Raw genomic sequence first — 13,756 nt, 5'->3', positions numbered from 1 at the left:
ACAAGTTATTTTGAATAACAAGTGTCGTATCCTCCCTCAGACTCCAGGGGTAAATCCGGTGCCCAAGAAGGGGAGGTATTCATGTTGTCATACATAATCTGCATCACGACATCAGGGGTACTTCCGTCTGCAACTGCAATTATTTCGTCATGGACTTGAAGAGCCACTCGGCCGTTATAGGCGCGTAGATCTTCTTGTATGTCCAACATCATTTCTTTCATCGCCAGTCCAGCTAAGGCTTGGGCGATATTTTCAAGAAGTTTCCCGCCATATAAGCGTTTTTCAACGAGCTTTTTAGACTTATAGTCATAGCTGTCATAAACCACTTCATACTGCGGCCCTTGGGCTGTTTGTATTTCTTTGTTCCGTAAGTTCGGGAACTGCAAATACATCCCATTTGGGAGTTCTAGGCACTGATGGCGTACTGTAAGACATCGCCAGGTTTCCAAGGTATCTTTGCGTATCATTTTCTGGATGATTTGGTTACCAATTTCCCAGCACTTTTTGATCATTGGGTGAGTGCGCCGATACGTTTTAACAATTTTCTCAATTTCGGGGAAAGCCCATGGCATAGGAGGTATCCCCATTGGGCCCGATTCCATTGTCCTGTGGAACGTACGGGCACCCATCCCGTATTGAAGTCCAAGACGGGCCACTTTCCCCACGTTACGCTCAAGTTGGTGGGTTTGTTTTGTGACGGGGAATCCGTAGATGTCTGTTGCAAGAGTGGCATAAGTGTCTATTCCGTTTTTAAATTGATTCAACAGTGCGGTTTCCTGGGCGAACCAAGCAACGATACGTGCTTCAATGTTCGATGAGTCCGCGACATAGACCAGCTGGCCAAAGGGGGCTGTCAGTGCTTTACGGTGTTCAGAACCGCGTTGTAGGTTTTGGAGGTTTAGTCCTTCGTTACCGCCGTAACGCCCGGTATGTGCCCCATAATAAACCAGAGGTACAACAAGTTTATTATCGTTATTAGGGCGGCCATTAACGGCTTGCACGAGTTTTTTGGCGCGACTAACAGCCTGATTTGATTTTGCGCGTTCACGGGCTTCGAAGATAGGGAGGAACTCATGGTTTTCTCGCTTCAANTTTATATACGGTACGTCGTTTTTACCGAGCGCCGGGGTTTGCTTCCCTGTTGTTGGGCTTTTTTTCATCGGTATATCCATACCAAGTGATTCAAGCAACAACGGGAATTCTTTATTACTAGAGAATGTTTTAGGGGATATCGCTTGTAGTTCCCCATTTATCATCAATCGTCTGGCTTTTATTTCATCTGAGTTGACGAAATCGATAGCCGTTTGTATGACTGATTCTTTCTCTTTGGTTGCTTCTACGGCAACGCGGTCCATAAGAGATGTATCAAGTACAAAGACAGGGTCACAGAACATGCGCACTGTCATATCTATTATGTCCATTTCTGGTTTGGGATACCACTGTTCCATCTGTTTGAAAGACTCGTAGGTAATATCGGAATCTTGCACACCGTACTGGATCAATATTTGTTCTGTGCCATCGGCTTCGATGTCTTCGTAGGTTTTACCTTTAAATGACTCGAGCTCAGTTCCTTTGTGCTTAGATTTGTCGTTAGGGAACAGTCGTTTGGTTAACGAGTCCAGGTCTGATTTATGGTGCGGCCATAGTCCTTTGGCCATTGCCATGGTGTCGCAGTAATAAGAGGGGATGAAATTGTGCTTCTCAGCTAAAATTAGTCCGTCGAACTTGGTGTTTTGGCCTATAAGGCGTACGCCGTTGGATGCTTCTAGGCTTTTAAGTTCTTCAACAAGCACATCTATTTCATTGGGCGTATACCAGCGGGTATCTTCGTGTTCGACCTTCATCGAAGCGCCTAGAATCTGGAACCTAGGATCTCGGACGTAGGCCATAGTACCTAGTTTTTTTATATTGTACTGGGAGTCGAAATACGTCTCCCAGTCTAAGGTTACGTCGATCATGCTACCTCGTTGCCTAATAATAAGTTGGCTAAATCGTCTTGGTCTAGGTAATCCATCACATGGTTGAGTATCCAGTCTTTATCGCAGATATGAGTTTCAAAATTGTCAGCTATGTGTTGGCTGTCAATGAAGTCTAATAAATCAGTGTGATCGAAATGGTCAGCAGCGTCCGCAGCCGACCAGCCCATATCTTCGAGTTCAGCGATCATTTCCGATATGTCATGTCCGTCCATTTCCACTTCGACATAGCTGCCGTTAGGGGTAATAGTGACGGACTTAGGTGCGAGATTAGCCATCTAAGTCACCCGCTAACGACGCCGCAAAGATACGAGTATCTAGATCTGAGATATCTTGTAGTTTTTCTTCGAGTTCAAGCTTACGCTTTTGCTCGCGTAATACGCGCTCGCGCTTTGCCTGCTCGCGGCGTTCCTTTTCTCGCGCTTTACGGGCTTCTTCTATAGCGAACATTTCACGAGGGACAGAAGTCCGAGCTGCAGGCCAGGTTTCAAGCAACTGGTTAAGCGTAGATACTGATGATAATATCAACTCTGTCTTTTCTGCAGTTTGTTTCAGGTCTGCTGCTAGGTTTTTCGCTTCTTCATACACGGTGTTGTAGCGTGATAGAAATTCACGGTCACAAAGTATTTCGTTTGTGTTTGGGTTAACTAAAAAACCGTTCATCAGATTATTTTCAAGGCTCAACGAAAAATGGTAGGCCGATACCCCTTCAAAGTCTGCATAATAGACAGTGTTGGGTGAACCGGGGCAGTCTTTAATATCCCATATGTATGCTCTTTTAGCCGACATAAAGTCTTTTAAGCTATTCGGAGCACAGGCCTTTATGTTTTCGAATGCTTTTTGTGAAGCTTCGCGCATTTCTTTTGCGGCGTCGTTGAGTTTAATTTCGGCGTCTTTGAAAGCCTGATCGAACAGTGCTTTTACTACACGTCCCATGATGGTAACTTTGTTTTGTTTAGATAAGGTCATTTGATCTCCTTAAATTGTTCAATACCGTAAGCGACCATGTACTCACGTTTGTATTTATTCAGGGCCTGCTTAACACAATCTTTGCCATTAAAAGCGTAGTAGTGGCGCATAACAGCAACGACGTCGTCATTATTTATGTGCCCATCTAAGAGTCGTTCTAGGGCCTCAAACCCAGAAGGTAGGTTTTTTACGTCACTTTCTAGTTCTATATATGGGCAATAGCGGCCGTGATCGTGGGTCCACGCCAGTTGGATATAGGCCCATATATCATCGGTTGTTTTGCGGATATTCTGATTAAGTTCCGTACGCTGTGACTCGTTGATTATTCGTTCTGGGTCCTGGGCCGCTACAAGCACTTCGCCTTTAGGGGTTACTTGAACCCCATCGGCAATGCGTACACCTTTATAACGATATGGGCACGTGTAGTGCTTAACGCGTTGGCTTTTTTCCAAGTTGTGGTGCATGCAGAGAGTTCCGTAGTTACGGAACGCGCTGCGGATACGGCTGAACTTATGTTCGTTGGTTTGATCGAGGGTGACTTTAAACGTCACCGTGTCGTTTTGATCTACAACAAATAAAAGTTCACCGTTGTAATAAACCCCCATGTCGAAACCCACGGGGCGGGTGTGCATCCCGCCAGTTAGGCGGGCACCCTTGGACGCATCCTTACAGTTACCAAATTTCTGTGATAGCTGTGTAAACATGTTCATAATTCTATTACTGTTACCTCGCCAAACGGTGGTTGTTCTGGGGTTTTATTGTCATACACCATCCAATGGACGGGGCAATTTGGATCTTGTCCGTGATCTGACACGTATAAATCCGTGAAGAAAATCACAGCGGCTGGGGCCTCTTCTAGCTGTGTCACATGTTCCATAACTGCTTGAAAGTCCGTGCCCCCGCCTCCGTGAAAGTTGTTATCAACCATCTCGCCTTTTTCGAGTACTTCTTCGTGGCGTACTGCGGTATCCGTGTGAATTATGGTAATTTTTTCTGGTGGGCAATCTTCGATAATGCCATTCACTTCAGATAAAAATGCTGTAACCATCTCCTGGTTACAGTAAATAGACCCAGAGGTGTCAAAAATGATGCACAAATGGGGGCACTCTTCCGAGCGCATAATGGGTAGGTACATGCCATGCGGTAACCCACGACGTGAGGGGCGGGCCCAAGACACATCGCTTTTGCCTGTCATCTGTACAAAATCGCGTAATTTAGCACGCCAGTCGACTTTCGGTTGGATAAGGTCGTCAACGAGTTTGGCGATGACGTCAGGGCAGTGACCGCCTGCACGTTTTTGAGCATCGCGAGCTGCAGTAAGCTGTTGCTGCATTTCTAATTCGCGTTGGCGCATTTCCGATGGGCTGGTTGCTTGCCCTTGAGAAGGCTTACCGTCAGAGGGTTTAAAATCGTTACCCTCTAATAAGTGATCGGGATTGTCCTGCGCATCAGGGTCGAATTTTTGTACGAGATCTTCATAACAAGCATCAGCACTCCAATTCATATCGTACTCGTCGGATAACAGTACACCTTGAGGCAACGGCACGCCTGCCTTGCTGATAAAATCATTGATTATATAGTCAGCCGCAACATTAAAACGTTCTTTGTTACGCCCTTTTAAACGATCGACATGTAAGAACACTTTGTGCATGACTTCATGGCATAGAATACCTTGTAAGTATTCATCATCACGACCTTTCATTTCCATGTTTTCTACGAACTCTACGTTGTAAAAAATGTCACGGCCGTCGGTCGCCATTGTTGGGATTTGTGGTTCTTCACGTAGCTGGCAGTTAAGCAGTAAATTACCAAAAAATGGCATGTGCAAAGATAGTTTGATTCTTGCACGGGTTAATCGAGTAAGGGCGTCCATTTTGGTCTCCTAGTTTTGTTCTGTTTCGATTGGCGTAAGATTAATTACGCCAATATTTAATCGGTGTATAACCTAAACAATTAGTGCTTGGTTAGCTTGAAGGAAGTCGCGGAACGCTTGTGAGCGAGACACTTCTTTCGTGCGTTTAAACGTTTCTTTAAAGAACGTTACTTGGTATTCACTTGGCATGCGTTTTACGAACTTCGCTAAGTGATCGGCGTTGTTGATGTCGCAGCGATAAGACAACGCCTGGGTTAATGCAAACAGTACGTCTGGTTTGTCAGGCACCGGTGTGGTGTCAGGGTGTTTAAGCAAATACGCCATATCTGGTAGGTTTTTCCAGATACGCAAAAAGCCAAGTAGCTCCGCGCCGTTGCCTTCACCGATTGTGCCATTAATAAGCTCGTGTTGGATTTCAGCCGGCGCATCTACGTACGGGTCGCACATAGCAAGCGAACGAGGTGTACAGTTAATGTCTAGCTTAGGATCGAAGCTTGTCAGGATGTTTTCACGCCATTTAGCGAAAGCAATTAACGAAGTATTTATACCTGCGTCTTCAGCCCATTTCACCCAGTCGTTTAAATCAAAGTCCATTTCAACTTTAGGTGCCAGTCGGTCAGCGATGTGTGTTGGCATTTTATGCGTAGCCGCACGGTGTTTGGCCGAGTTAAACGCAGTAACAACCATCCAGCCTTTCGGTACTTCGTAGTCATGTAGCTTACGAGGAGCGTGAATCAATGAACTTAGGGAGTTCTGCATCGCTGGTGCCGCTTGTGCGAACTCATCGATGAAGAAAATACCTTCTGGGCCGTCACGGTCCGCGAGTGGTAGCCAGTCTGGTTTGGCAAATGTCGAGAATCGCTTACCATCGCGTTCGATGAAATCTGGTAAGCCAACAAGGTCTTCGATACCGTGGTTACATGGACGGAATTCGATGACCGGTACACCTAGTTGTTTAGCAGCTTGGTAAACAACCGCAGATTTACCTACACCCGGCTGCCCTTCAATAGCGAATGTCTGCATGCGGTTAGCGGTGAACTGGAAAGCGATAGCGTTTACAATGTCAGATGATTTCATTTTTGTTTCCTTAATTGAGAAATTAAATAAGCGTTTAAATTAACGGCTTTGCGGTACTTCATATAAGCTACAAGCACCCAGAGCCAATACAACGGGTTGAATAAACTGAGCCCGGCAAGTAAAGGGATAAGCACGATGAAACCTACATACAGGTCAATTACTCGTGGCATCCTTTACATATCCTGCACTAGTTGATTTATTGAAAAATCCGATCTTGTTTCTCTCATGATCGAACGCGAACAGGTAGAACTCACCGTCTTCGACGATATGTATGTCCTTGCCTGGTTTAGAATGGATAACTTCCACAGCGCCACGGAATTGCTCTTCCGTTTCGCAAGGAGTTTCTTTTTCAGTATCACGGGGCATATATAACTCCTGATTATACTTCTAGCCAATTAGTTTCAGTGACTTTTTGGGTGAAAGGGTTAGTCGTTATTGAGTACGAGCCGCACATAACGTCTCTACGATGGCCATTTCTGGTTACTGCTTTACGATAAGCAGCGCGACCGCGAGACATTTTTACCACCTTGTACCCGAACATCTCTGCTGCAGCTAACCATGTATCTAACGAATCGTATTTCACGGTGTGTTTGCTGCGCACTAGTGCTCTCCTATCCACAAATAGTTGTGGTCCGTTTCTGTGTCATAAACACCGAAACATTCCCCGTTATGGGGATTACGAGCAACGTCTGTAGGGTATTCGTTGGTTTCGTCTTTATCATAGTAAAGACCGAAGAACGCTACCGCCGCGAGCCACTCGTTGTGGTTGGGGAATGTCATGGTTTTTTGTTGCATACCCATACTCCGATACCAAAACCTATGCATAGCATGGCGAAGACAGGAGCAAGCCAAAAAATCCCTATGGCTAAGCCACTACTCGCTATCACCCAAGGAGCTACTTTTAGTATCGCTTGGTCTAGCTTGTTTTTGGCGAGATTTTTTAATTCGTTCCATTTCATTTCTGATCTTCTCCTTAGCATTTCGAGCTTTACATACTGCTGAGCTGTAAGCGCGCTTAGCGTGATAGGAATACTTTTCGGGGTTACGTACGACATCTGCAGTTAAGGTAAACAACAGATGCCGTACGAGTTTGCTTAACAACGGCATGGATTAATCCAATGTAAGGCCCTTGTCTGTTTCTTTAAAGAAAATGCCAAGGGGTTCGCCTTCGGCTGGGTTAGCAAGAATGATGTTGCCCAAATCTTCAAAAGTGATGTTGTGCATCATCGCGGTGAGCGCGCGCCACTCGTCTTCGGTGTCGGTTAACGTAGCACCGTGTTCGTTGAGTAACTTGCGTTCTTCTTCTGTGATTTCTACTTCGCGTTTTTCAATTGCTGACATTGTCGTCTCCTTAGAATGACGGGGTAAGGTTGTTTATATAATCAGAGATTATAAAGTTTGTTAAATAACTTTTAGTTATAGGTAACACTCAATATAGGTTTTCATGTTACTTATAGATTTTGTTTTATTGATTGAAGCTATGGATATTATGACGTCATGAACAGAAGGATCTGTAATGATGTCTATGGGATTTCGGTTAGCCATCCTGAGAAGTAGGATTTTCATGATCCCAGTACTCCGTATAATTACCTGTACCAGACATTTCTAAGTTCGAAGGCCCTAGTTTCTGGATTATAGGTCCTGTGATAGAGGCTTCATCGAAATGATCTATGTCTAGCACATTCGAATTTGTTCTCTCGGGGAAATATACTACCCGAATCATCTTATGTACTCGATTAAGTGGCTCCCGAATATACCTAGATTCTGAGATAGTTTTTTGAGGGTAGTTCTTAACTTTTCGTGTTGCTCTCCAACGAAAAAAATATCTACAGGGTTGTGGCGAATCGTCTCTTCGTTTTTTATTATTTCGATCATTCGAGAGGCCATATTATGTACTCCATCGAGTTGTTCGTAAAAGCATACATGTCGGTAGACAGCTTTTTGAATATAGCGGATAACTCTTCGTTTCTTTTACCGTCAAAAAATATATCTACGGGGTTTTTAGTTATGCTTTTATACCGTACGATTTCAATTACTTCATCGTTCATGGCAAAAGTACTCAGAGTAATGCTTATGGCAAAACATGCCTGGGGTTAACTTAGCAAGTATATTTGATATTGAGTATCCGCCATCCATGTGGCTGATATCTACTGGGTTTGATTCATGAAAGTGTCGGATTAATTCAATCATTCTGTGTAATATTCCGCAAATTCGTGTGAAACGTACATCTCATAACTTAGTTGTCTTAGTATTTCCATTAAAACAGTTGAGTCGGCCGCTGTGCCACCATAAAAGTTTATGTCCACTGGGTTTTTTGTATTGTTGAATTTAATTATTTTTATCATGTCGATAGACCGCAAAGGTTGTATATACAGATAATTTAGAAGACAGTTTCTTGAATACAGCGGCTACTTTTTGGTTACGTATTCCAGTACCAGAATTCCCGTAAGCTATGTCTATGGGGTTATTCCCGTTCCTGTTACCGACTCTGAACAGTTCTATCATTCTTGGTAATACTCCACATAATATATATTGGGGTGCTCTCTTCTAAGTTCTGAAGACAGTTTCAATAAAAGTGACGATACGATGTGGCATTCTTTTTGGCTTGCTTCAAAAAAGTTAATGTCAACAGGGTTTTGAGGACTATCGAGTAACTCTAATGTAATCATTTTACTCGGCCTTTTTTAGAATGCGGTTACAATATGAACATCGGTCCCACTTAAAATGGGTAGTACCTAGCGGGACAAGTTTATTGATTACTAGAGAAAGTGATTGGTCTATTACATCTATGTCTATTGTACCGCCTGTGGCATCTATTATTATCTGCATTAGTAACAGTACCCAATAGATTCTGCGGGGGTCCAATGACCTACGACCTCGCCGTCAGGAAGTTTTGCAAAGACCTGTTTTCTGGGTCCTTGGTCCGTCATTATGTGACGGGAGAAACTTTGTCCTAGGTTCTGGGTCATTAGCATATAGGCCCACCAGGTGTTGTAGTTTCTGAACACTGTCTCTTTTTTACACATGCGATTTGTCCTTGTCTGTTCTTATTTGGGGCCAAGCTGTTGCAGTTTCAGTGGAGCCTTTTTTAGTGTTTTCCAGTAATCTTCCAATAACATGATTCACTGGGTGCCAGTATTCATTTACGCTGATAGTTATTACTCTACGTGTAAAAGCGATTATCTCTATGCTGTTGTTCATTATAGTATTAGCCCTATTTCTGGCCACGAGCGGTTGTTTTCTACGTTACCCTTGGCGCAGCATGCGACAAGTTTATCAAGGACTTTATTAACTGCACCGTAAGGTGCGGGGCAAACGAAAAAAACACAATCGTATTTTGAGTAGGCTATCTCAATGTTATTCGGCATAGGTTACTCCGTCGTAGCTTAGAAGTGACGTGCGGTCCAGTTTCAGGAGCACTTTCCGTAGGTTTTCTGGCATTTTGCTACCATACGGGCGTTTAAGTACGTAAGTCGTGCTTTGTATCCAACGCAGTATTTGTAATTTGTCTCTCATTTCCTTGCTTCGGCGTACATGTCGTATTTTTCTTTTGAGTCAAATATTTTCATTACTTTTTTTGACGTAGGTACTGACACCATACCTTTGGGGGCTATTTTAAAAACGATGAGTTCTGATTCAGGGACTTTTGATAAAGAGTCGGGTCCTGAATTAGTGTAAATGGTTATGTACCAAGTATAATTTTTAATATGTAACTTAAACATGTTATTTAATATCCAGCATCCCGTGTTTTTGTTTTGTAGGTCGGCTGCGTAAATGTCCAGTGCATAATCTATATATTAAATTTTCTACATCTGTAACAGGACTGTATTCATCGCGGATTTTGAAGAGTAATGCGCGTCCACTTAACATACACAAAGCAAGTTTGTTTTTATCGTTCATGGCTTATGTCTATCGTACCGTGTCTATTGTATTGAGGGCGGCCGTATATTGTTTTACCCGTCAATTTATGTACCAGAAACTCTACGGGGTGTATGTTAGATAAGGTTTCCCTTACCTTAAATGCTACTTGGCGTTCACAAAGTAATATTATTAATTTAGGTTTCATGGGCTTGAATATAACCTTTGATTATAATTGGTTCCAACGAGAAAAAACGATTAGTACCGGCCGTTTCGATTGTGAAAAACAACACCGTTGGCTACAAGGTAATTACGTTTCCCTGCTATTTGGTACAAAATCATAGCTATAGGTCCTAGGTTCTTGGTTGTTTTAACTTGGACCTTGCACGTGTTTTTAGTCACTTTTACCATTGTGATCGTTTCTTAACTTTACAGATTTCACCGAGGTTGGTGCTGCACTCTCCGCATTCAAGTTGTTTTCCATGTAACTTAGTTATAAGAGCATTTGTGCGTTTGTATTCGATATCTAGGCGCGTGGTGTGGTTGCCGTAGATATCTTCGTCAGTAGAAAACGCTATTAAAAAAGCGTAGTTGGGTTGGGTTTCGTCTGTGTTTACGCCTGCGTCAGAGGCAAACTCAACAGTACCTTCATAACTAAAAAGCTTGATCATTTTAGTATCACTCTTGGGGAATTGCGGATCGTGGGTATAAGAACAGTGTGCGGGGCGATCTTATGGATTAACCATTCCGCAGGGATTGTTTGTCCGCTTTCCACTTCTAGTTCAAAGATTAGTAAATCGTCATCGTACTTGTATAACGTTAGTTTACCCATATTCGTGGCCTCCCTCTGTCTTCTATTTTAGGACCTAGTTTTTCTATTATACGGTTGATAGGAGAGTCATATATTTCTCTTATGCCTACTCGTACCAACCGTGTTTTGGAAACTCGGGTAGGGCGGGTTCTCACTATTTTGACACTATGTACCATAGTGTTCCTATCACTACTGCGTTTTTAAACATTTTTTTGATTACTGTATCCAAGGCCCTTCGTTCTGGGTCGCAGAGCCGAGTATCTGGTAACAATGCCACGCCATCAGTTTTCGGGTAAAGATAAAGTATTTGCATGTAATCTTACTGGGTATAGTTCGGTCGGTTCACCTAAAGCTGAGCGTTTACAAAGCGAGTATATGAGACGCTCTATTTCTAAAGCGATGTCGTCTCCGTACGAGGCTTCTATTATTACTCGGCTTGATCCTCTTTTAAGAATTGATATTTTGCGAGTCATAAACAATGTTCAACATGTTATCTTTATCGGGCGTCGTGGTGGATAAATTAATGCATAGTTTGTGTATCAAACGTTCTACATTGAGGTTTATATCTCCTTTTTCGTCCCACGCGACGATGCTAACATCTATTTCGAATTTAATAATCTGGACTTGAAGGCTAGCCATGGTCAACCCTTAAGATTGTGACTTCGTTAGGTCTACTACAAGACGAATTCTCACACAGCTTGTATATAATAAGCTCTGTTTCTAGGCAAAAATCCGAAACATTTTTGAGTGCTTGTATTGAAGTTCCGTATCTTTCTTTAGTTATTTTAATCTTCTTCATCGACATTTTTTATTAGTAGCGCATCCCTCAAATGAGGGCCTTCAATTATGCTAGGAGATAGAGATTTAATTAAATACTCTATCGCGTGTGTAGCGCCTCCAGGGGCTTCTGTACCTATGCGAATCCAGTTTGTGCCCAATACGATATCTAGTTTGAAAGTTTCAGTCATGGTGTATCACTACTATGTATGTGCTATTCGATCCGAGTTTATGAAAAATAGCGGCAAGGCTTTGGTGAGAGTCGCCCGCTAGAAAAACGAAAGTGGCTGACATTCCTTTTATAATACGAAACTTGCCGTTACTCATGGGTTATCCAAAGTAATTTTCGGCACCGCGCCTACGTGGTCTTCAGCGCCGAGTTTGTAAAAAATGCTATATATCAGAGATTTGTTCTCTGCCTCGTCCGGTATATACAGGTACAAGGACAGTCCCCTATGGAGCTTTATTTCCATATCACTATGGCCATGTACCGGTTGTTGAAATGTACTAGGTCTTTCGAAAGCTTTTTTATGGTACTAGGAGCGCCAAATACGCTTACGGCTATGAATTTTTCGAAGACTATTATTTTCATTAGTATCTCGCTGAAAAGACACTCTCAGTGTCGAACCTATATAGCCATGTCTTGTTGAGTATTTTTCTGAACACAGGAGCTATGGCAAAAGGTACATAAGTCAGGTAAATAATCTTGGCATCAGGGTAGTTTTGTATTCTCATCGTCCTTCCTGCACTTTGATCGATGGCCAAGAATCCTCAGTTTCAGGATTCAGATCAAAGATTCTAGTTAGCAGCTTGTTGACGGAGGAGTATTCGTCAGGGGTAACAAACTCTATCTCATTCCAATGTCTATACATTCCAATCATATTTTTTCTCTATGTATATAACCGCTCCAAAAGGCACTATAGACGCGGCGAATATTCCGCCTGCAAGTCTACCTACTAGGCTAAAAAGCTCGGGGTTATTTGCCATCATGTGCACCGGACCTGTGGTTAGTGTGGCCATGCCGTGTGTTCTGGAATACCTTATCAATAATCTCATTTTCTCCGCTTATCAAAATAAGGGGCTATCGCTGGCCATCGGTTGTGGGTCTCAGGTTCTAGGCCGAGTTTTTCTAGTATCTTGTGTACTGGGTCGAAGTCGAGGGTTGTGGAAACTAGTATTTTGTTATTGAGTCCTTCCCAGATTTCCAGTGGCTGTTTGTCACTCATACTCAAATAATATCCAGTCGCAAGATTCCTCGTACTTCGCGCTACTATCTAATTGCTCTATTATTCTTAGCGCAGCACTTAGTGATGCACTGACAGCCACTTCTAGATTCGCTTGTACACTGATGTGTGGCGGCATTTTTTCTATTTCTATTTTTCCCATTAGGGCTGCCACTCTTCTATGTCATCGCTAGTGCCATAGACTTTACGGATGTTTGATACCGCTTCTTCGATTGTGGCCGATACTGTGATGTCATCAAACTTTTCGGTGACCACAGGGAAGTCTGCGTGCCTAAAACTTACGCATTCAGTGACATCGATACGCTTGGTTTCTTTGCTGCGTATCCATGTTATAAGACGGTATTTTTTGCCGGTAAAAAAGCTGTCACGTACTAGAACATAGGTTCTATATCCTAGGCCGTTTTTGTTAATAACTGGGCGAATCTGGGACGTGTTCATTGGTAGTAGATCCTTTGGTGGTAGACCCTCGGTATTTTATGTCCGTCGGGTAACTCTGCGCCTAACTTAACCAAAACATGGTGTGCTGGATGGGACTTACCTGCATTTACATATAAAGCCATGGCAATAGTGAATTTACGGATTTGGAGTTTTATCATTAGTAGTAAACCTTTGGGTGCGAAAAGGGGGTGGGCACATCCACCCCTATTTTTAGTAACACAACTTTTAGCTTTATGTCCTGATGAGACATTACGGATATCTTTTTGCTACGTTTCCAATGTCTTAATTTAAAGCCATACATTAGTAGTAAACCTTTGGTAATGCGCCAGCATGAGGTATATTCATACCTATTTTTATTAGAATTTGTTTTAAGGGAACATGTCCTTGTGCCAATGCAAACACGTTTTTTTTATCTTTGAAATGGAGTATTTTGATCTTAAACATAATGAATCCGCTATCGAAACGCAGGCACCGAATAGAGGATCGTAGGTATTCGGTACGGGGTCTCTTGGCGCATGCCGAGTTTAATTAAGATTGCGTTTATGTCATCATTAAGGCGCTTAGCGGAAACAAGGACTTTGTTTAGAGATCCAATTTTTATTATTATCATCGTTCGTACTCTATTTTTGGCGGGCTGTACTTTGACGGTTTCGCTCCAAGTTTCTGTACTATAGCAGCTAAAATATGACTTTTAGGGTTACCACCTAATATCTAGATGGTACCGTGCAATTTA

At 42.8% G+C, this 13,756-nt stretch carries 17 protein-coding genes; 1 reads left to right on the top strand and 16 read right to left on the bottom strand.

Features of this window, described 5'->3' with window-relative positions; all coding sequences use genetic code 11:
* Nucleotides 1–5 precede the first annotated feature (5 nt).
* The 12 genes from MADE_RS14590 to MADE_RS20610 form a co-directional block, all read right to left on the bottom strand.
* Nucleotides 6–1,844, bottom strand: coding sequence for a DNA polymerase (locus tag MADE_RS14590; RefSeq protein ID WP_470207100.1), 1,839 nt, complete (start codon nt 1,842–1,844; stop codon nt 6–8).
* Nucleotides 1,845–1,954: 110 nt separating this feature from the next.
* Nucleotides 1,955–2,254, bottom strand: a complete 300-nt coding sequence (locus MADE_RS14585) for a hypothetical protein (protein ID WP_012519399.1) — start codon at nt 2,252–2,254, stop codon at nt 1,955–1,957.
* The gene (locus tag MADE_RS14580) at nt 2,247–2,945 is read right to left on the bottom strand and encodes an Nmad5 family putative nucleotide modification protein (RefSeq protein WP_012519398.1); all 699 of its coding nucleotides are present in this window, start codon (nt 2,943–2,945) and stop codon (nt 2,247–2,249) included. Before MADE_RS14580 ends, MADE_RS14585 begins: the two co-directional genes overlap by 8 nt.
* Nucleotides 2,942–3,655, bottom strand: a complete 714-nt coding sequence (locus MADE_RS14575; protein WP_023559842.1) for a hypothetical protein — start codon at nt 3,653–3,655, stop codon at nt 2,942–2,944. Before MADE_RS14575 ends, MADE_RS14580 begins: the two co-directional genes overlap by 4 nt.
* Nucleotides 3,652–4,818, bottom strand: a complete 1,167-nt coding sequence (locus tag MADE_RS14570; protein WP_012519396.1) for a vWA domain-containing protein — start codon at nt 4,816–4,818, stop codon at nt 3,652–3,654. The genes MADE_RS14575 and MADE_RS14570 overlap by 4 nt, the downstream gene beginning before the upstream one ends.
* Before the next feature lie 72 nt (nt 4,819–4,890).
* On the bottom strand, nt 4,891–5,895 hold the full coding sequence (locus MADE_RS14565) for a P-loop NTPase family protein (protein WP_012519395.1): 1,005 nt from the start codon (nt 5,893–5,895) through the stop codon (nt 4,891–4,893).
* Between the two features lie 153 nt (nt 5,896–6,048).
* A complete protein-coding gene (locus MADE_RS14560; RefSeq protein ID WP_012519393.1) occupies nt 6,049–6,261 on the bottom strand; it encodes a hypothetical protein in 213 nt (70 codons plus the stop codon).
* Between the two features lie 13 nt (nt 6,262–6,274).
* Nucleotides 6,275–6,496: a hypothetical protein gene (locus tag MADE_RS14555; RefSeq protein ID WP_012519392.1), complete on the bottom strand. Its 222-nt coding sequence runs from the start codon at nt 6,494–6,496 to the stop codon at nt 6,275–6,277.
* Nucleotides 6,496–6,690, bottom strand: coding sequence for a hypothetical protein (locus tag MADE_RS14550; RefSeq protein WP_012519391.1), 195 nt, complete (start codon nt 6,688–6,690; stop codon nt 6,496–6,498). The genes MADE_RS14555 and MADE_RS14550 overlap by 1 nt, the downstream gene beginning before the upstream one ends.
* On the bottom strand, nt 6,672–6,854 hold the full coding sequence (locus MADE_RS14545; RefSeq protein ID WP_012519390.1) for a hypothetical protein: 183 nt from the start codon (nt 6,852–6,854) through the stop codon (nt 6,672–6,674). Before MADE_RS14545 ends, MADE_RS14550 begins: the two co-directional genes overlap by 19 nt.
* Nucleotides 6,855–7,005: 151 nt before the next feature.
* On the bottom strand, nt 7,006–7,236 hold the full coding sequence (locus MADE_RS14540) for a hypothetical protein (RefSeq protein WP_012519389.1): 231 nt from the start codon (nt 7,234–7,236) through the stop codon (nt 7,006–7,008).
* Nucleotides 7,237–8,396: 1,160 nt separating this feature from the next.
* Complete coding sequence (locus MADE_RS20610) at nt 8,397–8,564, bottom strand: hypothetical protein (RefSeq protein ID WP_012519384.1); 168 nt, start codon at nt 8,562–8,564, stop codon at nt 8,397–8,399.
* Between the two features lie 1,323 nt (nt 8,565–9,887).
* Here MADE_RS20610 and MADE_RS20945 point away from each other — a divergent pair.
* A complete protein-coding gene (locus MADE_RS20945) occupies nt 9,888–10,097 on the top strand; it encodes a hypothetical protein (protein ID WP_012519379.1) in 210 nt (69 codons plus the stop codon).
* A 60-nt stretch (nt 10,098–10,157) separates the two neighbouring features.
* On the opposite strand, the gene MADE_RS14510 is transcribed toward MADE_RS20945, so the two are convergent.
* The 4 genes from MADE_RS14510 to MADE_RS14490 form a co-directional block, all read right to left on the bottom strand.
* On the bottom strand, nt 10,158–10,424 hold the full coding sequence (locus tag MADE_RS14510; RefSeq protein WP_012519378.1) for a hypothetical protein: 267 nt from the start codon (nt 10,422–10,424) through the stop codon (nt 10,158–10,160).
* Nucleotides 10,425–11,349: 925 nt separating this feature from the next.
* The gene (locus MADE_RS14500) at nt 11,350–11,532 is read right to left on the bottom strand and encodes a hypothetical protein (RefSeq protein WP_012519375.1); all 183 of its coding nucleotides are present in this window, start codon (nt 11,530–11,532) and stop codon (nt 11,350–11,352) included.
* 861 nt (nt 11,533–12,393) lie between these two features.
* Entirely contained in the window at nt 12,394–12,567 is a 174-nt protein-coding gene (locus tag MADE_RS20600) for a hypothetical protein (protein WP_012519369.1), read from the bottom strand.
* 159 nt (nt 12,568–12,726) lie between these two features.
* Entirely contained in the window at nt 12,727–13,023 is a 297-nt protein-coding gene (locus tag MADE_RS14490; RefSeq protein ID WP_012519367.1) for a hypothetical protein, read from the bottom strand.
* Nucleotides 13,024–13,756 lie beyond the last annotated feature (733 nt).

Source organism: Alteromonas mediterranea DE (assembly GCF_000020585.3).
Taxonomy (GTDB): Bacteria; Pseudomonadota; Gammaproteobacteria; order Enterobacterales; family Alteromonadaceae; genus Alteromonas; species Alteromonas mediterranea.
The sequence above is the reverse complement of the archived record's forward strand: the minus strand, read 5'-3'. Positions and strand labels throughout refer to the sequence as shown.